Consider the following 21,410-nt stretch of genomic DNA (forward strand, 5'->3'; position numbering starts at 1 on the left):
AGTGGCTGTTTTTTAATCTAATTCTATAATAGATCATGGTAGTTTTCTATATTTTTTAAATGCTATACTCCGTTTTGTGATGTTTGTTATTCTGTTGAATAAATGATTTTATCTGGTGCATCGCTGAACAAGATATATTTTATTTTTCAATGTATACGTTTATTCCTTACTTTGTAAATACCATACTGTCATTTCCATTCTTGATTTAAAATTAAGTTTTTTGAATATACTTTTGATATGTACTTTGACTGTGCTTTCAACGATACCTAAATCTTTTGCAATTAGCTTATTTGGTAGTCCTTGTACTAATAAATTAAAAATTTCATTTTCTCTTGGTGTCAATAAACTGACATCATGCATCTGTTTTGTAGTTAGTTGTTCGTTATTACGCATATAATTGAGGATAATATGTGAAATAGCATTATCCATAATTAGCTTTCCAATCGAGATTTCTTGTAGTGATTTTAGAAAATCTTCAGGCTCCATATCTTTTAATAAATAGCCATCAGCACCTGTTTTTAGTGCGGTGATTATATCTTCTTTTGCATCTGATACTGTAAACATAATAATGCGACTCGATATTTTTTTTTCACGCAAGTAGCGTAATATTTCTAATCCATTAACATCTTGCATATTGATATCAAGTAGAATAATATCAGGATCAAGCTCTTCGGCTAATTTAACGCCTTCTATTCCAGAGCCAGTTTCTCCCACAATGTCAAAATGGTTGACTGTATTTATCAGCTGTTTTACGCCATTTCTTAACATTGGATGATCATCAATAAGAAGTATTGAGCAATTTATTTGTTCCATTTTTACTCTTCTATTGCTTTGAATGAAATGGTTTTATTAACCTTAAATGCTATCATAATTTGTGTCCCTTTGTGGGGAGGACTGTTTATTGTTAAATTACCATTTAGTATTTCAACTCTATCACGCATAATGATTAGACCATAACTATTATCCTGTTTAATATTGTTTTGTAAACCAATGCCATTATCCTCAATACAGACGGAAATAATTTGATGATCATCAATTTTTAAACTGACAATAACCTGTGTGGCTTTAGCATGTTTATATATGTTATTTAGTCCTTCACGAATAATTTGTAATAAATGAAATGCATATTTACTATTGATAATATTCAGCGGCAATAAATATTCAAACTGAATATTGAATTGTAATTTTTGATTAAATTCCTCAATTAATTCCATTAAATTTGCATAAAAACCCGTTTGGTTAAGGCGTAAGCGAAAAGAGGTAATTAGTTCTCTTAGTTGAGAGTAGGTTATATTGACTTCTTTACGCATTGTTGCCAATAAATCAATACTGCTTTGTGATGTTAAATCTGATTGCATTTGTAAGCAGCTGAGGTGTATTTTTAAACAAGATAGAGATTGAGCAATGGAATCATGCAGCTCTCTGGCCATTGCTGAGCGTTCTTTTATTAATAAATATTGTTTTTGTTGTTCAATTTGTCTATCGAGCTTCATTGCAGTAGTCATTTGCTCGATAACTCCCACAATTAAGTTTTCTTGTTCATTGGTTAATATGATATTTTTTGGCTGCAAAGCAAATAATATCCCATATTTTTCCCCGTTTTCTTGAAGGTGCCAATGGCGTTGAAAGTTATTTTTTTGATAAGATTTTGATGAGCTTAAACAAGCTTTGCATTTAGAATTTTGGCAATAAGGTAATTTTTGCTCATTATCGTAACTGATTTGTTGATAATGCTCAGGATCATTTGATTCATAAAAACGGATTTTAAATTGAGTTAATGGTACTAAATCTTCTAATTTGTGTAGTATTTTTAGAAAACGTTCACACAATGGCTCTGAAGTATGTAGTTGCTTAATTGTTTGATATTGAAATGAAACAATTTTATTGGTTTGTTGTAATTTAGCTGTTTTTTCTGCAACTTGTTTTTCTAACAATAAATATTGTGATTCAATTTGCTCGGACATTTTGTTAAAAGCTAGCCCTAAAAGATCAAATTCATTCTTTCTGCTTTTAATATTAAAACGCGATTTAAAATTGTGGCTAGAAATTGCTTCAGCCATACTAACTAATTTTTGCCATGGTGCAAGAAGGTAGTAACGTAAGTAATAAATTTGAACAGCTAAAAAAATTACGATAATAACAATAAATAATTGTTGTACTTGAGAAATATAATAAATTTTGTTTTCGGTTTTTTGATCAATCTTATCTACCAAATGGTTGATACGAGCAACATAGCTTTCAATATCAATTCTTATTTCATCGATTTTTTGTGCTTGCTGTATTTTAGTAATAAGTCGAGTATTCCAATCAGTTTCTAACTGATTAAATTCATTAATTAAATTGTAGCGTTTTAAAAGCGTTAAATGTTTTTGTGATGAAGAAATATTAATAAAAATATTTAAATTATCATAATCTTTCTTATTGAGTGGAACCATTGTTAGTATTTGGTAGTTCTTCATTCTTAGTAAGCCTAATTGATTAACCATATATGCCCCACCTTTTGTATCATTGGCTACCTGGATTGAAAACGATAAAGCGATTAAAGCAATAGCACCTAAACAGAACAGTAATAGTGTTAAACGATTAATAATTGATTCGGTGGGGCGAATTTTTATTTTCGACATATAAACACTCAATATTATTTTGTAATTTTATTTTAGCTAAATAGTAATTTATGGTTATTGTAGCTTGAAAATAGTATCTATCTGATCTTTTTTGTAACTTTTTGCGATCTTTTGTTAAACAGCGCTTGCAACAAGAATAAAATTTGCGTAAAATTCACGCCCTATAAGATTAATCACGCAGACATATATGTTTAATCAAGTAATCGTCTGCTTTTTATTGCGGAGTTAAGTATGTACGCAGTTTTCCAAAGTGGTGGTAAACAACACCGAGTTAGCGAAGGACAAGTCGTTCGCTTGGAAAAAATTGAAGTCGAAACAGGTGCAGAAGTTGTTTTCGATAAAGTTTTAATGGTAGCAAATGGTGAAGACATCAAAGTTGGTGCTCCGTTTGTTGAAGGTGCAACAATTAAAGCAGAAATTGTTGAACACGGTCGTGGCGATAAAGTGAAAATTGTTAAATTCCGTCGTCGTAAACACTATCGTAAACAACAAGGTCACCGTCAGTGGTTCACTGATGTGAAGATCACTGCAATCGCTTAATAGGAGTATCGAACAATGGCACATAAGAAGGCTGGTGGTTCATCACGTAATGGTCGTGATTCCCAAAGTAAACGTTTAGGTGTTAAACGTTATGGTAGTCAAGAAGTTCTTGCTGGTAACATTTTAGTTCGTCAACGTGGAACTCAATTCCACCCAGGCACTAATGTAGGTTGTGGTCGTGATCATACCCTATTTGCTTTAATTGATGGACAAGTAAAGTTTGAAGTTAAAGGACCTAAGAATCGTCGTTATGTTAGTGTAGTTGCTAACAGCTAATTCATAAACGGTTCAAAAAGTTTTAGAAGCCTCACAATTATTGTGGGGCTTTTTTCATTTCTTGAAGTTAATATAAAATTGATGGTGATATGATAAAGCAGCAAAATGTTAAATTAGGTTTTGCACTTGCCATGTTAACCGCAGTGATGTGGGGCATTGTGCCAATTGCAATGAAATATGCGCTAGTGGTTGTTGATCCATTGACATTAGCTTGGTCGAGATTGGCTATTTCAGCTCTTGGTATTACTATTTGGTTGGCTTACAAAAAGCAATTTCCTAATTTAATGATGTTCAGAAAACATCGTCGTTTTGTTTTATTGATGATTGCAGGTTTTGGGTTGTTGGGTAATTTTGCACTGTTTGCTAGTGCAGTTCAGTATCTTTCAGCTACAACCGCTCAGGTTGTCGGGCAAACTGGCATTGTGATTTTTATGATTTCAAGTGCTTTTATTTTTAGAGAGCGACTCAGGCCGACTCAAATTATTGGTATTTTAGTATTATTAGTTGGGCTTGCGTTATTTTTTAATAAAAATATTGTAGATCTGTTTTCTAATATGTCTTCGTATGGTATTGGTGTGTGGTTTGGTTTACTGGCTTCGGTATCATGGGCTTGCTATGCGCTTGCTCAAAAAGTACTATTACAGAAATTACGTGCAGAACAGTTACTTTGGTTAATTTACCTTATTTGTACTGTTTTTTTGTTGCCTTTTACGTCGTCAAGTAAAATTATAAATGCTGATGCAACTCAACTGTTTGCTATCATATTTTGTGGTTTAAATACTATTATTGCTTATGGTGCGTTAGTGATGGCTATGGAGCGCTGGCAAGCAGCACAAGTGAGTGCAATAACAACTTTAACGCCATTATTTTCGCTCATCTTTTCAGATTTGTTTGCTTTAATTTGGCCTGAAAAGTTTGCTATGCAATATTTAAATATTTTAGGTTATATTGGTGCAGTATCTGTTGTTGCGGGTGCTATGTTTGCGACCATTGGGCATTATATTTGGCATCCAAGGAAAGGCTGGCTAATTAACCGCAATAAAGGGGAAGAATAATGAAATTTGTTGATGAAGCATCAATCCGTGTTGAAGCTGGAGATGGTGGAAATGGTTGTGTCGGTTTTCGCCGAGAAAAGTATATACCTAAAGGTGGTCCTGATGGTGGCGACGGTGGTGATGGTGGTGATGTCTTTTTTATTGCTGATGAGAATTTAAATACATTAGTTGATTTTCAGTTTGAAAAAAATTACCGCGCTGAGCGTGGCCAAAATGGACAGGGTTCTGATTGTACGGGTAAGCGTGGTCGAGATATTACCGTTAAAGTGCCTGTGGGAACACGAATTACCGACAAATATACAGGTGAAATTATTGGTGATTTAACGCATCACCAACAAAAAGTATTGGTTGCCAAGGGCGGTTTTCATGGGCTTGGAAATGCGCGTTTTAAATCATCGGTAAATCGTGCGCCAAGACAAAAAACTGATGGTACTCCAGGTGAAAAGCGCGATGTATTATTAGAATTATTATTACTTGCTGATGTGGGGATGTTGGGCTTGCCTAATGCTGGTAAATCAACTTTTATTCGCTCAGTTTCAGCAGCTAAACCGAAAGTTGCAGATTACCCATTTACTACCTTAGTGCCTAGTTTAGGTGTAGTAAGAATGGATAATGAACAAAGTTTTGTTGTTGCTGATATTCCTGGTTTAATAGAGGGGGCATCAGACGGTGCAGGACTTGGTATTCGTTTCTTAAAACATCTTGAACGTTGTCGTGTTTTAGTTCATTTGATCGATATGGCACCAGTAGATGAATCAGATCCGATAGAAAATGCTAAAGTAATAATCAAAGAGGTTCAACAATATAGTGAAAAATTAGCTAATAAACCACGTTGGTTGGTATTTAATAAAATGGATGTATTAGGTCCTGAAGAGAGCGCTAAACGTGCAGCTGAAATAGCTAGGGCACTTGATTGGCAAGATAAATATTATATTATTTCAGCCATTAATCAAGAAGGTATAAAGGCCTTATGTTGGGACTTAATGGAATATATCAATGCGCATCCACGTGAAGCCGAACAAGAAGAGTCATCACCTGAAAAAGTGGAATTTATGTGGGATGATTACCATCAACAAGCAATGGATGAGGCTTTTGATGATGACGATGATTTTGATGACTGGGACGAAAGCGATGAAGAAGGTGTTGAATTTATTTATCAAAAATAATAAGTATTATATTCTATTTTATTTCGCCTAAATTAGCCATTGCGTATAATTTTTTATAAAAAGCAGAATAGGAATATTCTGCTTATTTTTTATATTGTTAAATATCAATCCTCTTATTATGAAATTAGTGAATAAAGCGTTTATTTTTATTTAGCTTAGAAAAATAAAAAAATGCTTGATTTTGTTAATGATAATCATTATCATTAATTCGTACTTTGTTAGAGCTTTAGAGGCTTTTGAAAAAGTATGACATTGCTCACATTGCTTCCAATGTTTACCAGCTTGACGTTATCGCTAAGCTGGTTTTTTTGTTTTATGTTATTAACAACTATTTTTTAAACATTATTCTTTAGTTAACGTTATTTTATTTTTTGTTTTTTATCTACATGCTAATGTCATCACAAAGGTTTAGATGAAAATTGACGGAAGAAGAGTAAAAAATTATTTTTATGATTATCTAGATAGTTAAGTTTTCAAAAGCTAACTATTTATTAGTTTGTTCTCGATATCAAATAAAATGAGAAGTGCTGCGTTGCCACCAAATTCTTTAGGCGCTTGATGAAAACAGATAACATGAGGATGTTGAGCTAGCCACATGGGTGTTTGTTTTTTTAAGATGTTTTTCCCATGTCCATACATGATACAAGCACAATGAGCTCTTTCATGTAAACATGCTGCGATAAGAGCGGCAATTTCTTTTTTAGCCTCTTGTTGAGTTAACCCATGTAGATCCAAAAAGAATTCTGGTTCATAAAATCCACGGCGCAATTTTTTTACTTCGTAGGGATCTGCATTTTCTCGGCTATAGCGAATTGGGTCTTCTTGCAATAGCGGCTGATAATCATCAGAAAAATAAAATTCAGCATTAATTTTTTCATATTGCTGTTTTTGGGTTTCTATTGCTTTTTGTGAACGTTTCTGTGGTTTATGAACGACAGTATCTTGTTTTAGTTTTTTGGTGATGTTACCAATACTATTTTTAAACAAGTTTATATCATCTTGGTCTAAATTAAATTTATTTGGCATTGATTTCTACTCTGGGTAAATTTTTTCTTTAAATTCGCACAAATCTTCTATAACACAGGATCCACATCTAGGCTTTCTAGCAATACAGGTATAACGGCCATGTAATATTAGCCAGTGGTGACAATTTATTTTATATTCTTTAGGTACGACTTTCAGTAATTTTTCTTCAACAACCTCTACCGTTTTACCTGGTGCAAAACCTGTACGGTTGCTTACTCTAAATATGTGTGTATCAACTGCAATGGTAGGCCAACCGAAAGCGGTGTTTAACACAACATTTGCCGTTTTACGACCAACACCCGGTAATTCAATTAGTGCATCAAAACTTTCAGGGACTTCACCCTGATATTTATCTACCAAAATTTGACATGTTTTTATAATGTTATCTGCTTTACTGTTATAAAGGCCAATGGTGCGGATGTAGCTTTTTAATTTCTCAATACCAAGAGCCAAAATTTGTTCAGCCGTATTTGCAATAGCAAACAGTGGTTTTGTGGCTTTGTTTACACTAACGTCAGTCGCTTGAGCAGAAAGTACTACTGCGATTAATAGTTCAAAAGGTGTTTCATACACTAGTTCTGTTGTTGGATCTTTAATATGATCCTTTAATCTTTCTAGAATTTGAATTCGGGTAGATTGTTTCACAAAATAATTTTATTAAAAAATAGTAAGGTGCATATTATATACTTTTATTTACTGTTTATCTGTAAGTTGCCTTTAGTTTTTTTAATATAGATGGGAACGATGAAACATACTGATTAATAATTGTAAGATATTTTTATTTTTAATGTTGTTTAGTTTTTTATTATTTGTCTATTCACATTTATACTCACTGACTTTTTAGCATAGTCATTTTATGATAAGCTAGCGTACTATTTCTTAATTTTATCAAATAAGGTTTTTTAAAGATATGCCCTTACCAATGATTGTCACCTTTGCTGTATATATTTTAGGCATGATTGCCATAGGTTTTTTTGCGTTTCGCTCAACGCAAAATTTTGGTGATTATATTTTAGGTGGGCGTCGTATCGGTAGTGTTGTGACTGCGCTTTCAGCTGGCGCATCAGATATGAGTGGTTGGCTATTAATGGGATTACCTGGTGCTGTTTTTTTGTTTGGTATTTCACAAAGTTGGATTGCAATCGGATTGATTATTGGTGCTTATTTAAATTGGCTACTCATTGCAGGACGATTACGAGTCTTTACTGAAATCAATCATAATTCATTAACTTTACCCGATTATTTTGCTCGTCGATTTGATGATAAAAGCTCACTTCTACGCATTATTTCAGCTGTCATTATTCTAATATTTTTTACCATTTATTGTGCTTCTGGTGTAGTTGCAGGCGCAAAGTTATTCGAGAGTACATTTGGTATGAGCTATGGCTGGGCGATGTTAGCGGGTGCAGGTGCAACAATTGCCTATACGTTTATCGGTGGTTTTTTAGCAGTAAGCTGGACTGATACTATTCAAGCTAGTTTAATGATGTTTGCACTTATTCTAACGCCAATTATGGTTATGGTGAATGCTGGTGGGCTTTCTGATGCATTGATATATATTGAATCGCTCAATTCAGATTATACCAATTTATTTGCTCATATGGATTTTATTGCCATTATTTCATTATTAGGTTGGGGGCTTGGATATTTTGGGCAACCTCATATTTTAGCCAGATTTATGGCTGCTGATTCACATGAAGTAATGAAAAACGCTCGACGGATTAGTATGACATGGATGATTTTGTGTTTAGCTGGCGCAATCACGGTTGGTTTTTTTGGTATCGCCTTTTTTGCTCATAATCCAGATTTATCTTACTTGATTAACGATGGTAAACATGAACGTATTTTTATCGAATTGTCGAAATTACTTTTTAATCCTTGGATTGCTGGTATTTTGTTGGCAGCTATTTTAGCTGCAGTCATGAGTACATTAAGTTGTCAGTTATTAGTTTGCTCAAGTGCTCTAACAGAAGATTTTTATCGTGCGTTTTTTAGACCAAAAGCAAAACAGAAGGAACTGGTTTGGGTTGGTCGTATAATGGTGCTATTAGTTTCAGTTATTGCTATTTTATTAGCTATTAATCCAAATAATAGTGTACTTGATTTAGTGAGTCATGCTTGGGCTGGATTTGGTGCGGCGTTTGGTCCTATAATCGTATTTTCTGTTTTTTGGTCACGTATGACACGTAATGGAGCGCTAGCTGGAATGATAACCGGTGCCATAACTGTGTTGCTATGGATTAATTTTAATTGGTTTAATTTGTATTCGCTTATCCCTGGATTTTTATTTGCTTCTATAGCTATTATTATTTTTAGTCTTTTTGATAAAAAACCAAACGAAACAGTAGCAGATCATTTTAAACAAGCGTATAAACGTTATCACAACAAAATAAATTAGAATAAATTTTATTTAAACTAGAATATAACTGTAATAAATTTAATAGGTAAAATATCATGACAAAAAATGTGATCAAACAACTACAAGAACGTGGGCTGATTGCTCAGCTTACTGATGAAAAAGCACTAATAGAACAAATTGAACAAAATCCTATTGCGCTTTATTGTGGTTTTGATCCAACAGCAGATAGTTTGCATCTCGGTCATTTAGTTCCATTACTTTGTTTAAAACGTTTTCAGTTAGCTGGTCATAAACCTGTTGCGCTTGTAGGGGGAGCAACTGGATTAATTGGCGATCCAAGTTTTAAAGCTGTTGAACGAAAACTTAATACTGAGGAAACAGTTATTGAGTGGAGTGAAAAGATCAAACAACAAGTGTCACCATTTTTAGATTTTAATTGTGGTGAAAATTCAGCGATTGTGGCTAATAACTATGATTGGTTTAGTGGCATGAATGTACTGACATTTTTACGTGATGTTGGTAAGTATTTTTCAGTTAATGCGATGATTAATAAAGAATCAGTAAAACAACGTATAGATCGTGATGAGGTGGGTATTTCATTTACTGAATTTTCTTATAGCTTGTTACAATCTTATGATTTTGCTTGTTTGAATAAATCACATGATGTTGTTTTACAAATTGGTGGGTCTGATCAGTGGGGTAATATTACTGCAGGTATTGATTTAACCCGTCGTTTACATCAAAAACAAGTTTATGGTTTGACTGTACCGTTAATCACTAAATCCGATGGGACCAAATTTGGTAAAACTGAAAGTGGTGCCGTATGGCTAGACCCTAAGAAGACAAGTCCTTATAAATTCTATCAATTCTGGATAAATACTGCTGATGCTGATGTTTATCGATTCTTAAAATTCTTCACATTTATGCCTCTAAGTGAAATTGATGCATTGGAAGAGGAAGATAAAAATAGTGGTGTTGCACCACGAGCTCAATATGTACTTGCTGAGCAAGTTACACGCTTAGTTCATGGTGAAGAAGGATTGATCGCAGCAAAACGTATTACAGAAAGCCTATTCTCTGGTAAATTAACTGACTTGTCTGAAGCTGACTTTGAACAATTAGCTCAAGATGGTATGCCAACATTAGCTGTTGAGGAAAATGTTGATTTACAACAAGCAATTGTTAATGCGGAATTTGCACCATCAAGAGGACAAGCTAGAACGATGATTGAATCTAATGCTATTTCTGTTAATGGTGAACGTAACACTACAACTGATTATCATTTTACTGATAGCGATAAACTATATAATCGTTATACTTTACTTCGTCGTGGTAAAAAATATTACTGTTTGTTAATTTGGAGTTAATTTCATGAGAAATATTTTATCGATTCAGTCACATGTTGTATTTGGTCATGCAGGGAATAGTGCGGCTGTATTTCCTATGCGTCGAATAGGCGTAAATGTTTGGCCTTTAAACACCGTACAATTTTCTAATCATACTCAATATCGACAATGGACTGGAACGGTAATGTCTGCATCGCATTTAACCGAAATTGCTGATGGAATTAATGAAATTGATGAATTGAAACGGTGTGATGCAGTATTAAGTGGTTATATGGGATCACCTGAACAAGGTAATGCAATTATTGAAATAGTTAAAAAAGTAAAAGCTGTTAATCCTAATGCTATTTACTTTTGCGATCCTGTAATGGGACATCCTGAAAAAGGATGTTTTGTTGCACCAGGTGTTTCTGAGTTTTTATGCAATACAGCATTGCCTATGGCTGATATGATGGCACCCAATATTTTGGAACTTGAAGAGCTTAATGGAAAACAACGTATTAATAATGTTGATGAAGCAATTTTAGCTTGTCGAGAGTTATGTAAAAAAGGGCCTAAAGCGATTTTAGTTAAACATTTAAGCAGAGCTGGATATAAAATTGATCGCTTTGAAATGTTGCTTGTAACTAGCGAAGAAGCATGGCATATTGACCGACCACTAGTTGACTTTGGTGTAAGACAACCCGTTGGTGTTGGTGATATGACAAGTGGACTTTTTTTAGCTAATGTTTTACTTGGGAAATCATTGGTTGAAGCTTTAGAACATACTACTTCGGCCGTGTATGCGGTTATGCTTGAAACCTTAAAACAAGATGAATATGAATTACAATTAGTTGCAGCTCAAAATGAAATTGAAAAACCAGCACAATGGTTTAATGCAAATAAAATTGATTAATTGTAAAAATATGTAACTGTTTGTAAAGATTAAATTAGCTAACGATTAGTATTAAATGAGGGTATGATGGATAATATTTCATTAGGAGTGATGCTCGTTGATTTACGAGAACAAATGGGTTTAACTCAAGATGATATTGCCAATAAAATTCATGTGCGAAAGACAGTAATTGTTGATATCGAAAATGACCAATTACCTCACGTCCCACTTGTTTTTGTAAAAGGTTATATTCGTTCTTATGCCGAAATTGTTGGCTTATCATCAGAACACTATCAACCGTATTTCGATGAATTAACTAAACAATCTAAGTCTCAACAAAAGAAAGTTCAAACGCAAGCATTTAAAACAAAAAGAACTAGAAAAGCTCCTTTTATTTTTTGGGGAATATTTATAATGCTTTGTGCGCTTGGTGTAATTTTATATTATGCCAATAAAGATAATAAAAGTAATCTTATTGAAGTAAGTCATTATATTTCTCCAGCCTCAGCTACTCGTGTTAATAGTTAGCAAATTTTCTTATTCTCATACAGACATTTGTCTTAAATCTTGTTAAGATCATTACTAGTTATTTTGTAAAATGGTTAAGTATGTATGAGTCATCAAGATTCACCAATTGTTAGACGAGAATCTACCCGAATTTATGTCGGCAATGTTCCTATTGGTAGTGGAGCTCCGATTGCAGTTCAATCAATGACAAATACTCGAACCACAGATGTAGAAAAAACAGTAGCCCAAATTCAAGCACTTGAACGTGTTGGTGTAGATATTGTGCGTGTTTCTATACCTACAATGGATGCAGCTGAAGCTTTTAAATTTATTAAGCAGCAGGCAAAAGTTCCACTCATTGCTGATATTCATTTTGATTATCGTATTGCATTAAAAGTTGCTGAATATGGCGTTGATTGCTTAAGAATCAATCCTGGCAACATAGGTAATGAATCAAGAATTCGAGCTGTTGTTGATTGTGCTAAAGATAAAAATATCCCGATACGAATCGGCGTTAATTCTGGTTCTCTTGAAAAAGATATTCAAGAAAAATATGGTGAACCTACTCCAAAAGCGATAGTTGAATCAGCGATGCGCCATGTCGATATACTTAACAGACTTAATTTCGATCAGTTTAAAGTTAGTGTAAAAGCATCTGATGTGTTTACTGCAGTTGATGCTTATCGATTGTTAGCTAAGCAAATAAAGCAACCATTGCATCTAGGTATAACTGAAGCAGGTGGTGTTCGAAGTGGTGCTATTAAATCGGCCATTGGATTGGGATTATTGCTATCAGAAGGCATTGGCGATACACTTCGAGTTTCCTTAGCTGCTGATCCTACAGAAGAAGTGAAAGTTGGATTTGATATTTTAAAATCGCTGCGTATACGGTCTCGTGGCATTAATTTTATTGCCTGTCCAACCTGTTCTCGCCAAGAGTTTGATGTGATTAATACAGTCAATACATTAGAACAGCGATTAGAAGATATTATTACACCGATGGATGTATCAATTATTGGTTGTGTGGTTAACGGTCCTGGGGAGGCATTAGCTTCAACTATGGGAGTTGCTGGCGGTCATAACAAAAGTGGTTTTTATGAAGATGGTGTACGTATTGGTCGTATTGATAATGAACAAATGATTGATGAGTTAGAAGCTAGAATTCGTGCTAAAGCATTAATATTGAAAAACAGAATTGCAGCAACTGAATTATAATTTTATTAGATAGTGAATAAATAAATGACAGAGAAAAAGATCCAATCTATACGAGGGATGAACGATTTACTCCCAACAGATAGTGCAAGTTGGCAACAGATTGAAAAAATCGTTAAAGGTGTACTAAACAGTTATGGCTACAACGAAATTAGAACGCCTATTGTTGAAGATACCGCACTATTTAAGCGAGCGGTCGGAGAAATCACCGATATTGTTGAAAAAGAGATGTATACTTTCAATGATCGAAATGATGAAAGCATTACTTTACGCCCAGAAATTACTGCAGGTTGTGTTCGTGCAGGAATTGAGCACGGACTTTTTTATAATCAAGAACAACGCCTTTGGTATTTAGGACCGGCATTTCGTTACGAAAAACCACAAAAAGGGCGTTATCGTCAATTTCATCAATTTGGTGTTGAAGTCTTTGGACTTGAAGGGCCCAATATTGACGCCGAGCTGATTTTATTAACGGCTCGTTTTTGGAGAGCACTTGGTATCGAACAGCATACTTCTCTTGAACTTAATTCAATTGGTTCGCTTGAGGCTAGGGTCAACTATCGAAATGCATTAGTTACTTTTCTTGAACAATATAAAGATAAATTGGATGAAGATTGTTTACGTAGAATGTATACTAATCCGTTGCGCATACTTGATTCAAAAAATCCAGTTGTTCAAGAGCTGCTGAATCAAGCTCCAAAATTGTTTGATTATTTAGATGAGGAGTCCAAAATTCACTTCGAAAACTTATGCCGACTATTGGATAGTGCTGGGATAGAATATAATATTAATCAAAGATTAGTACGCGGTTTGGATTACTATAATCGAACAGTTTTTGAATGGGTAACTAACAGCCTAGGGGCACAGGGAACCGTTTGCGGTGGTGGACGATATGATGGTCTTGTAGGCCAACTTGGAGGAAAACCAACACCAGCAGTTGGTTTTGCAATGGGAGTTGAACGTTTAGTATTATTAGTTCAAGCGGTTAATCCATCATTTAATGGTGATAATTCGATTGATATTTATATGATCACCTCTGGTGATGAAAAAACCATTTCAGTTGCTCAAAGTGTTGCAGAGCAATTGCGTGATGGTCTACCTGATTGGCGAATCATGACAAATTATGGTAGCAGTAATTTTAAGAAACAATTTACCAAAGCAGATAAATTAGGTGCTAAGATAGCAGTTATTATTGGTGAAAATGAATTAGCTAATCAGACAGTAATGATTAAAAATTTACAAACAGGCGAACAAGTTGAAGTGGCACAAGCAGATATTGTCCAAACTTGTTTGTCTATTAAGTAAAGGAAATAGGAGAAAAACGTGAGTCATCAGTTATCCAGTGAAGAACAAATTGAAGAGATAAAAGGTTTTTTTGCTAAAACATGGAAAATTATGGTTGCCATTATTGTGATTGGATTATTGGCCTTTTATGGCTGGCGTTATTGGCAATCATATAAAGTTGAAAAGGCGATAGCATCATCAGATAAGTATGAACAATTAATTGCTCAATTAGATGATAATAAACCAGATTCTGTTAATGAATTAGTATCTTTTGCTAAAAACAACGATACTATTTATAGCGTGTTTGCTAATTTGCGTGCAGCAAAATTTTATGTTGAGGTATTAAAAGATTATCCTGAGGCACAAGCCTTGTTAGTTGATGCATTAAAGAAAGCGGATTCTGAGCCTGTTAAAGCGATTACCAATATTCGTATAGCACGCTTACAGTATCAACAAGGTCAATATCAAGAAAGCCTAACATCTTTAGGTAATGTAACTAATGAAAGTTGGGGTGCCGTAATTAATGATCTCCGAGGTGATGTGCTTGTTAAAATGACTCGTTATGCTGACGCAGTGAGTGCTTATAATGTTGCTTTGACTTCTTCACCAACTAAAGATTTAGAAGAAAGTATTAAAATGAAGTTGAACCAAGCTGAATATTTAAAAGCAAAACAAGAAGTTGAACAAGAAGTTTTAGCTACTAAAGAAAAGGCAGAAAAAGAGGCTCAAGCAGCCAAAGAAAAAGCAGAGCAAGAAGCTAAAGCGAAGCAAGCTGCATCTGAAGAAAGTAAAAATTAATTTATCCTGCTATAAGGGTCTATACAATGAAGTTATCAAAATATCTTTTTGTTGGTGTTTTTGTTTTTTCACTAGCTGGGTGTTCTTTATTCGGTAAAGAAGATGAGATTGTACAAATTGCACCGTCACCGAAAGTAGATAATCAATTTTCTATTCAACAAGTATGGAAAAATAGTACTGCTGGTAATACTCATATTTATTCATTATTAGGTCCGATTAATTATGATAATGCTATCTATGTAGCGAGTCGTAGTGGACAAGTTAAGGCAATTGATTTATCAAGTGGTAATACTATATGGGATGTCAATTTATCTAAAAGTACACTTTTCAGTAGTAAAACTGCACTATTTTCAGGTGGTGTAAGTGCTGATGATAAATATGTCTATGTAGGTAGTGAACGTGCCATTGTCTATGCGTTAGATCGTCTCAATGGTAGAGTTGTTTGGGAAAAAGCAGTGAAAGGGGAAGTACTTGCCCGCCCGGTATCTTCTGATAACAAATTAATAATTCATACTGCTAATGGTGTTCTTCAAGGTATTAATCGTGACACTGGTGATTATTTGTGGGATGTTTCCTTCGAAGTTCCAACATTATCAATAAGAGGTAACTCTACACCCACTATCGCTCATGGTGCAGCAATCGTTGGTGATGATAATGGTCGAGTAAATGCTTACTATATTAATGATGGCCAATTAATTTGGCAACAGCGCATTTCACAGCCATCAGGCTCTACAGAAATAGCAAAATTAAATGATGTTGATTCTACTCCGGTAGTTGAAGGTAATTTAGTCTATTCTGTTGGTTATAATGGTAGTGTTGTTGCGCTTGATTTAAGTAATGGTCAAACTGTTTGGCGTAAAGTACTTGGATCTATTCATAGCTTTGCTGTTGATACCGATAGATTGTTTGTTATTGATCAGGATGACAATGTTCGGGCCATCGCTAAGAGTGGTGGCGGAGAACTTTGGACTCAGTCAAACTTTACTCATCGTTTGTTAACTGATCCTGTCATCTACCAGAATTATGTCGTGTTTGGTGATTTTGAAGGTTACCTATATTGGTTAAATGCTGAAAACGGTGAACTTGTTGCTAAAACACAAGTGAGTAGTAGCGGATTAATATCTAAACCATTAGTTGTAAGCAATAAGTTAATTGTCCAAGCTAAAAATGGTGATATTTACGCCTTTACAAAGAATTAAAGTAATCTAGAGAAGAAACATGGTACCTGTTGTAGCGCTTGTTGGTCGTCCAAATGTTGGAAAGTCGACTCTATTTAATCGGTTAACACGAACTCGAGATGCCTTAGTGGCTGACTTTCCTGGATTAACTCGTGATCGTAAATATGGAAGAGCTGAGATCAAGGGCCATGAATATATCTTGATTGATACTGGTGGTATTGATGGAACAGAAGATGGGGTTGAAAGCTTTATGGCTGAACAATCCCTGCAAGCAATAGAAGAAGCTGATATTGTTCTTTTCTTGGTTGATGCTAGAGCTGGTGCAATGCCAGCTGATCATGCTATTGCAAAACATCTCCGTTCTCGCGATAAAGCTACTTTTTTAGTAGCCAATAAAATTGATGGTATTGATGCCGATACTGCGATTTCTGATTTTTATGGTTTAGGATTGGGAGAAATTCACCCAATTGCAGCTAGTCATGGTCGTGGCGTAAGTTCATTAATTGAAACTGTATTAGATCCTATTTTCCAGTTCGATAATAACGAAGATAATAACTCGGATGATAATCAACAATTAGATAATCTAACTGAATTATGTGATGATTTTGTTGATGAAACAGAATCATTAATCAATCAACCTATCAAAGTTGCTATTGTTGGCCGACCAAATGTTGGTAAGTCAACACTAACTAATCGAATTTTAGGTGAAGAGCGAGTTGTTGTATATGATATGCCAGGGACAACTCGAGACAGTATCTATATACCAATGAATCGAGATGAACGTGAATATATCTTGATTGATACGGCTGGTGTACGTAAACGAGGAAAAGTTACTGAAACAGTTGAAAAATTTTCAGTTATTAAAACGTTACAAGCAATTGAAGATGCTAATGTTGTTATTTTAGTTATTGATGCCAGAGAAGGTGTATCCGATCAAGACTTATCATTACTTGGTTTTATTATTAATAGTGGGCGCTCACTTGTAATAGCCGTTAATAAATGGGATGGTTTATCACAAGATATCAAAGAGCAAGTTAAAACGACATTAGATGATAGATTAGATTTTATTGATTTTGCTCGTGTGCACTTTATTTCTGCGTTGCATGGTAGTGGTGTTGGTAACTTATTTGATTCGATTCAAGAAGCATATGATTGTGCAACACGTCGTGTTAATACCGCATTATTAACCAAGATTATGCAAATGGCACAAGATGACCATCAGCCGCCTTTAGTTCGAGGACGACGTGTTAAACTGAAATATGCACATGCTGGTGGTTATAATCCACCAATTGTTGTGATTCATGGTAACCAAGTAGAAGATCTACCAGATTCTTATAAACGTTATTTGATGAACTATTTTAGACGATCACTAAAAATCATGGGATCACCAATTCGAATTCAGTTTAAAGAAGGGGCTAACCCATTCGAAGGTAGAAAAAATACTTTAACTGCATCACAGCAACGTAAACGTCGTCGATTAATGAAGCATGTAAGAGGGCGAAACTAATTTATGTCAGGAAAATTAATGAATGATTCAGGGAAAGAAGGCCTTTGTCCAAAGTGTCATCATAAAATGAGTGTTGTTTCGCCACAGAATTTTAATTGTCCTCATTGTAAGCAACATTATCTTGAACAGTATATTTGCCCAACTTGTTTGCAAAAAGCTCAAATGATCAAAGGTTGTGGAGCGGTTAACTATATTTGCCCAACTGATGGTTTAATATCCAGCAGTAAGGTGATATTTCATTATCTACCAGAATAGAAGCTTTATTTATATTAAAGCTATAAGAGGTTATTTTATGAGAATTATTTTATTAGGAGCACCAGGAGCTGGAAAGGGAACACAAGCACAATTTATTATGCAAAAATATGGTATTCCTCAAATTTCAACTGGTGATATGTTGCGAGCAGCAGTAAAAGCTGGTAGTCCACTTGGTTTACAAGCTAAGGAGTTAATGGATGCCGGTAAGCTAGTTACCGATGAACTCGTTATTGCATTAGTTAAAGAACGTATTGCACAAAGCGATTGTGCTAATGGCTTTTTGCTAGATGGCTTCCCTCGCACGGTTCCACAAGCAGATGCAATGAAAACAGCTGGCATAAATGTTGACTATGTGCTTGAATTTGATGTACCAGACGCAGTGATTATTGATCGTATGAGTGGGCGCCGAATTCATGCTCCTTCAGGTCGTGTTTATCACATTCGCCATAATCCACCAAAGGTTGAAAATGTTGATGATGTGACTGGTGAACCACTTACTATTCGCAAAGATGATAACGAAGAAATCGTTCGTAAACGCCTTGTTGAATATCACGATTTGACTAAACCACTAATTAGTTATTATCAGCATGAAGCCAAAGAAGGGCGGACACAATATTTCCGTATTGATGGAACGCAAGCTGTAACTGAAGTAACAAAAGAATTAGTGAAAATTTTAGGATAATTTGTTTTTTATTAAAAGCGCAAGGCAGTTAACACTATCTTGCGCTTTATCATCTTGAATGAATTTATGTTACTGCTTATACAATACTAATTTGAATATCTTAATAAAATACATTGATTCTATAATATTTTCTAATTAATTCTTTTGTTGTAATAAAGATGAATATTCACTAAAAATCATTCAGGTAGGGCATTGATTTTATTGAATTTTTTATTGTATAGCAGAAAGCCTTATCTATACCGATAAAACTTTCAATTTTTAGCAAAAAGTAAAACACTATAAAACCATTCTTACAATATCGATTTCACCTAATTCTTTATAAAGATTTTCGACCTGATCGATATGCGTTGCATTAATGGTAATTGATACAGAATGATAATTACCTTTACTACTAGGTTTGATTGATGGCGTATAATCGCCAGGAGCATGGCGTTGAATCACTGATACCACTTTGTCTACAAGCTCTGGTTTTGCTTCTCCCATTACTTTATAGGTAAAAGAGCATGGGAACTCTAATAACTCATTTAATTTAGTTTTTTGCATAATTTTATTTTTCTCGTTTATTTGGTTCGATGTATCGTTACGACTACCAAGAATAAACACTATATATAGGCAGTTTACTATTCTTCAAGTAACGAATAATAAACATTGCTTTTTAAAGTATATATTTTGATCTATGATAGAAAATTATAACATAGTGTAATTAACGTATCTTGCTATTTACTAATAAGGCTAAAATAACATGTCATCTAAGTTCAATAATAAAGAACCTTTTGGTACATTATTAGGGTATGCGCCAGGTGGCGTTGCCATTTATTCATCTGATTATGAAACTTTAGATCAAAAACAATACCCTAATGATGCATCTTTTCGTAGCTATTCTGGTTATGAATATATGGGATATAAATGGCAATGCGTTGAATTTGCAAGGCGATTTTTATTTTTAAACTATGGTATTGTTTTTACAGATGTTGGTATGGCGCATGAAATTTTTTCACTACGTTTTCTAAGGAAAGTTGTTAATGAAGCGATTTTACCTTTGCAAGCTTTTGCAAACGGAAGCAAAAAAAAGCCCGAGGCTGGTGCGTTACTTGTTTGGGATGATGGTGGTTTTTTTGACCGTACAGGTCATGTGGCTATCATTACTGAAGTATTTAAAGATAAAGTACGGATAGCAGAACAAAATGTCATACATAAGCGTTTACCAATTGGGCAGCAATGGACTCGTGAACTTAAAATGACAGTGACCAGTGACGGTTACCAACTACATGACTCGTTTGATGATACGAAAATCTTAGGGTGGATGATTCAAACTGACAAGACTGAATATAGTTTACCGCAACCTAAAATTCCTAAACCGTTACTTGAAATTCATAGCGCGCATATTGAAAACCAAGGTCAATTTGATAAAAATTGGTTAAATGAATCAGATCCATTAGAAAGTGCGTATGTTTCAGCGACAGGTCATGCTATTAGTCATGATGATCACTATCGCTATTTCACTATTTCTGAAAGTGCCGAACAAGAGCTTATTCGCGCAACCAATGAATTACATTTAATGTATTTGCATGCCACAGATAAAGTATTAAAGGACGATAATTTATTACTTAATTTTAATATCCCAGAAATATTATGGCCAAGATTAAGACTTTCATGGCAGCAGCGCCGTTACCAAATGATTACTGGGCGGTTAGATTTTTGTATGGATGAACGAGGCTTTAAAGTCTATGAATATAATGCTGATTCTGCTTCTTGCCATACTGAGGCAGGTCATATTTTGCAAAAATGGGCTATTCAAGCTGGACTGAATATAGGAACCAATCCTAGTAGTGGTTTGCTTAATTCTTTAGCTAACTGTTGGAAGCATAGTGATGCTCAATCTTTTGTTCATATTATGCAAGATAATGATAGTGAAGAAAATTATCATGCATTATTTATGCAAACAGCACTTACTCAAGCGGGATTTAATAGCAAAATTTTACGAGGGCTTACTGGACTAAGATGGGATAAACGTGGTCGACTTGTTGATGATGAAGATCGCCAAGTAACTTGTGTCTGGAAAACATGGGCTTGGGAAACGGTATTAGAGCAACTTCGAGAAGAAAGCGAGGCACAAATTGCAGGTTTACCAATTCGTACATGGCATCCTGAAAATTCAGTTAGATTGCTCGATGTGCTTTTGCGACCGGAAGTCTCTGTTTTCGAACCACTGTGGACGGTTATTCCAAGTAATAAAGCTATTTTACCCGTATTATGGTCTTTATTTCCTAATCATCGTTACCTATTAGAGTCTACATTTGAACTCAATGAAAGCCTAATTAAAAAAGGTTATGCAATAAAACCAATAGCTGGACGCCGTGGTAGTGATATTCAATTAGTGAATAATCAAGAACAGATCCTTGATAAAACAGTAGGTCGATTTGCTAAACAAGAAAATATTTATCAAGAACTATGGTGCTTACCGAAAGTCGAAGATCGTTATCTACAGTTATGTACTTTTACTGTTGGTGGACATTATGGTGGGACTTGCTTACGCTCCGATCCTTCGTTAGTTATAAAAGGTGAAAGCGATATGCAACCATTACGAGTATTAACAGATGATGAGTTCTTAAAATAATTTTGTAAAAAACTTTCAGGAAAGTATATGTTTTAGTATAAAAGTTAAGCTCATCAATCGTATCGCAATTATGATTAAAGTTATTATAATTCAGTTGATTATTTAAT

Annotated in this window: 21 protein-coding genes; 16 read left to right on the forward strand and 5 right to left on the reverse strand. The window is 34.5% G+C overall.

The window, feature by feature from the left end:
• Positions 1–159: 159 nt before the first annotated feature.
• Positions 160–813, reverse strand: coding sequence for a two-component system response regulator NarL (gene narL / locus GYW75_RS06580; protein WP_065590206.1), 654 nt, complete (start codon positions 811–813; stop codon positions 160–162).
• Between the two features lie 2 nt (positions 814–815).
• On the reverse strand, positions 816–2,624 hold the full coding sequence (narX, locus tag GYW75_RS06585; RefSeq protein WP_065590205.1) for a nitrate/nitrite two-component system sensor histidine kinase NarX: 1,809 nt from the start codon (positions 2,622–2,624) through the stop codon (positions 816–818).
• Positions 2,625–2,855: 231 nt separating this feature from the next.
• On the opposite strand from narX, the gene rplU reads away from it, so the two are divergent.
• The 4 genes from rplU to cgtA all read left to right on the forward strand — a co-directional run bounded on the left by rplU (position 2,856) and on the right by cgtA (position 5,661).
• Positions 2,856–3,164: a 50S ribosomal protein L21 gene (gene rplU / locus GYW75_RS06590; protein WP_025314436.1), complete on the forward strand. Its 309-nt coding sequence runs from the start codon at positions 2,856–2,858 to the stop codon at positions 3,162–3,164.
• 15 nt (positions 3,165–3,179) lie between these two features.
• Entirely contained in the window at positions 3,180–3,440 is a 261-nt protein-coding gene (rpmA, locus tag GYW75_RS06595; RefSeq protein ID WP_034915250.1) for a 50S ribosomal protein L27, read from the forward strand.
• An 89-nt stretch (positions 3,441–3,529) separates the two neighbouring features.
• Positions 3,530–4,495, forward strand: a complete 966-nt coding sequence (locus GYW75_RS06600) for a DMT family transporter (RefSeq protein ID WP_065590204.1) — start codon at positions 3,530–3,532, stop codon at positions 4,493–4,495.
• On the forward strand, positions 4,495–5,661 hold the full coding sequence (gene cgtA, locus GYW75_RS06605; protein ID WP_065590203.1) for an Obg family GTPase CgtA: 1,167 nt from the start codon (positions 4,495–4,497) through the stop codon (positions 5,659–5,661). The genes GYW75_RS06600 and cgtA overlap by 1 nt, the downstream gene beginning before the upstream one ends.
• 480 nt (positions 5,662–6,141) lie before the next feature.
• On the opposite strand, the gene smrB is transcribed toward cgtA, so the two are convergent.
• Both smrB and nth read right to left on the reverse strand, forming a co-directional pair.
• Positions 6,142–6,687 carry an endonuclease SmrB gene (gene smrB / locus GYW75_RS06610; protein WP_065590202.1) on the reverse strand — a complete coding sequence of 182 codons (546 nt, stop codon included), beginning with the start codon at positions 6,685–6,687 and terminating at the stop codon, positions 6,142–6,144.
• Between the two features lie 6 nt (positions 6,688–6,693).
• Positions 6,694–7,332, reverse strand: a complete 639-nt coding sequence (nth, locus tag GYW75_RS06615; protein WP_065561076.1) for an endonuclease III — start codon at positions 7,330–7,332, stop codon at positions 6,694–6,696.
• 265 nt (positions 7,333–7,597) lie between these two features.
• Here nth and putP point away from each other — a divergent pair, with 265 nt between their 5' ends.
• The 11 genes from putP (at position 7,598) to adk (ending at position 18,686) form a co-directional block, all read left to right on the forward strand.
• Positions 7,598–9,085 (forward strand): sodium/proline symporter PutP, encoded by a 1,488-nt coding sequence (gene putP, locus GYW75_RS06620; protein WP_174798832.1) that lies wholly within the window; start codon positions 7,598–7,600, stop codon positions 9,083–9,085.
• Between the two features lie 56 nt (positions 9,086–9,141).
• Complete coding sequence (tyrS, locus tag GYW75_RS06625) at positions 9,142–10,413, forward strand: tyrosine--tRNA ligase (RefSeq protein WP_194240441.1); 1,272 nt, start codon at positions 9,142–9,144, stop codon at positions 10,411–10,413.
• 4 nt (positions 10,414–10,417) lie between these two features.
• Entirely contained in the window at positions 10,418–11,284 is an 867-nt protein-coding gene (gene pdxY / locus GYW75_RS06630) for a pyridoxal kinase PdxY (RefSeq protein ID WP_174798833.1), read from the forward strand.
• Between the two features lie 63 nt (positions 11,285–11,347).
• The gene (locus GYW75_RS06635) at positions 11,348–11,791 is read left to right on the forward strand and encodes a helix-turn-helix domain-containing protein (protein WP_174798834.1); all 444 of its coding nucleotides are present in this window, start codon (positions 11,348–11,350) and stop codon (positions 11,789–11,791) included.
• An 84-nt stretch (positions 11,792–11,875) separates the two neighbouring features.
• Positions 11,876–12,985 (forward strand): flavodoxin-dependent (E)-4-hydroxy-3-methylbut-2-enyl-diphosphate synthase, encoded by a 1,110-nt coding sequence (gene ispG / locus GYW75_RS06640; RefSeq protein ID WP_174798835.1) that lies wholly within the window; start codon positions 11,876–11,878, stop codon positions 12,983–12,985.
• A gap of 24 nt (positions 12,986–13,009) precedes the next feature.
• The gene (hisS, locus tag GYW75_RS06645) at positions 13,010–14,287 is read left to right on the forward strand and encodes a histidine--tRNA ligase (protein WP_085164578.1); all 1,278 of its coding nucleotides are present in this window, start codon (positions 13,010–13,012) and stop codon (positions 14,285–14,287) included.
• An 18-nt stretch (positions 14,288–14,305) separates the two neighbouring features.
• A complete protein-coding gene (locus tag GYW75_RS06650; RefSeq protein WP_065590196.1) occupies positions 14,306–15,064 on the forward strand; it encodes a YfgM family protein in 759 nt (252 codons plus the stop codon).
• A 26-nt stretch (positions 15,065–15,090) separates the two neighbouring features.
• On the forward strand, positions 15,091–16,263 hold the full coding sequence (gene bamB, locus GYW75_RS06655; RefSeq protein ID WP_065590195.1) for an outer membrane protein assembly factor BamB: 1,173 nt from the start codon (positions 15,091–15,093) through the stop codon (positions 16,261–16,263).
• A 19-nt stretch (positions 16,264–16,282) separates the two neighbouring features.
• The gene (gene der, locus GYW75_RS06660; RefSeq protein ID WP_174798836.1) at positions 16,283–17,749 is read left to right on the forward strand and encodes a ribosome biogenesis GTPase Der; all 1,467 of its coding nucleotides are present in this window, start codon (positions 16,283–16,285) and stop codon (positions 17,747–17,749) included.
• A 3-nt stretch (positions 17,750–17,752) separates the two neighbouring features.
• Positions 17,753–18,004 (forward strand): YfgJ family double zinc ribbon protein, encoded by a 252-nt coding sequence (locus GYW75_RS06665; protein WP_081296711.1) that lies wholly within the window; start codon positions 17,753–17,755, stop codon positions 18,002–18,004.
• 37 nt (positions 18,005–18,041) lie between these two features.
• Complete coding sequence (adk, locus tag GYW75_RS06670) at positions 18,042–18,686, forward strand: adenylate kinase (protein ID WP_034913307.1); 645 nt, start codon at positions 18,042–18,044, stop codon at positions 18,684–18,686.
• Between the two features lie 276 nt (positions 18,687–18,962).
• Here adk and ybeD read toward each other — a convergent pair whose 3' ends face one another.
• On the reverse strand, positions 18,963–19,229 hold the full coding sequence (ybeD, locus tag GYW75_RS06675; protein ID WP_034913328.1) for a DUF493 family protein YbeD: 267 nt from the start codon (positions 19,227–19,229) through the stop codon (positions 18,963–18,965).
• 199 nt (positions 19,230–19,428) lie between these two features.
• Here ybeD and gss point away from each other — a divergent pair, with 199 nt between their 5' ends.
• On the forward strand, positions 19,429–21,303 hold the full coding sequence (gene gss / locus GYW75_RS06680; protein ID WP_174798837.1) for a bifunctional glutathionylspermidine amidase/synthase: 1,875 nt from the start codon (positions 19,429–19,431) through the stop codon (positions 21,301–21,303).
• Positions 21,304–21,410 lie beyond the last annotated feature (107 nt).

The sequence above is a fragment of the Gilliamella sp. ESL0232 genome (assembly GCF_013346885.1).
GTDB lineage: Bacteria > Pseudomonadota > Gammaproteobacteria > Enterobacterales > Orbaceae > Gilliamella > Gilliamella bombi.

What these genes read in the sequence shown, in the direction of transcription:
- narL (WP_065590206.1), bottom strand. Translation starts at nt 813, where the DNA reads ATGGAACAAATAAATTGCTCAATACTTCTTATTGATGATCATCCAATG.
- narX (WP_065590205.1), bottom strand. Translation starts at nt 2,624, where the DNA reads ATGTCGAAAATAAAAATTCGCCCCACCGAATCAATTATTAATCGTTTA.
- rplU (WP_025314436.1), top strand. Translation starts at nt 2,856, where the DNA reads ATGTACGCAGTTTTCCAAAGTGGTGGTAAACAACACCGAGTTAGCGAA.
- rpmA (WP_034915250.1), top strand. Translation starts at nt 3,180, where the DNA reads ATGGCACATAAGAAGGCTGGTGGTTCATCACGTAATGGTCGTGATTCC.
- GYW75_RS06600 (WP_065590204.1), top strand. Translation starts at nt 3,530, where the DNA reads ATGATAAAGCAGCAAAATGTTAAATTAGGTTTTGCACTTGCCATGTTA.
- cgtA (WP_065590203.1), top strand. Translation starts at nt 4,495, where the DNA reads ATGAAATTTGTTGATGAAGCATCAATCCGTGTTGAAGCTGGAGATGGT.
- smrB (WP_065590202.1), bottom strand. Translation starts at nt 6,687, where the DNA reads ATGCCAAATAAATTTAATTTAGACCAAGATGATATAAACTTGTTTAAA.
- putP (WP_174798832.1), top strand. Translation starts at nt 7,598, where the DNA reads ATGCCCTTACCAATGATTGTCACCTTTGCTGTATATATTTTAGGCATG.
- tyrS (WP_194240441.1), top strand. Translation starts at nt 9,142, where the DNA reads ATGACAAAAAATGTGATCAAACAACTACAAGAACGTGGGCTGATTGCT.
- pdxY (WP_174798833.1), top strand. Translation starts at nt 10,418, where the DNA reads ATGAGAAATATTTTATCGATTCAGTCACATGTTGTATTTGGTCATGCA.
- GYW75_RS06635 (WP_174798834.1), top strand. Translation starts at nt 11,348, where the DNA reads ATGATGGATAATATTTCATTAGGAGTGATGCTCGTTGATTTACGAGAA.
- ispG (WP_174798835.1), top strand. Translation starts at nt 11,876, where the DNA reads ATGAGTCATCAAGATTCACCAATTGTTAGACGAGAATCTACCCGAATT.
- hisS (WP_085164578.1), top strand. Translation starts at nt 13,010, where the DNA reads ATGACAGAGAAAAAGATCCAATCTATACGAGGGATGAACGATTTACTC.
- bamB (WP_065590195.1), top strand. Translation starts at nt 15,091, where the DNA reads ATGAAGTTATCAAAATATCTTTTTGTTGGTGTTTTTGTTTTTTCACTA.
- der (WP_174798836.1), top strand. Translation starts at nt 16,283, where the DNA reads ATGGTACCTGTTGTAGCGCTTGTTGGTCGTCCAAATGTTGGAAAGTCG.
- GYW75_RS06665 (WP_081296711.1), top strand. Translation starts at nt 17,753, where the DNA reads ATGTCAGGAAAATTAATGAATGATTCAGGGAAAGAAGGCCTTTGTCCA.
- adk (WP_034913307.1), top strand. Translation starts at nt 18,042, where the DNA reads ATGAGAATTATTTTATTAGGAGCACCAGGAGCTGGAAAGGGAACACAA.
- ybeD (WP_034913328.1), bottom strand. Translation starts at nt 19,229, where the DNA reads ATGCAAAAAACTAAATTAAATGAGTTATTAGAGTTCCCATGCTCTTTT.
- gss (WP_174798837.1), top strand. Translation starts at nt 19,429, where the DNA reads ATGTCATCTAAGTTCAATAATAAAGAACCTTTTGGTACATTATTAGGG.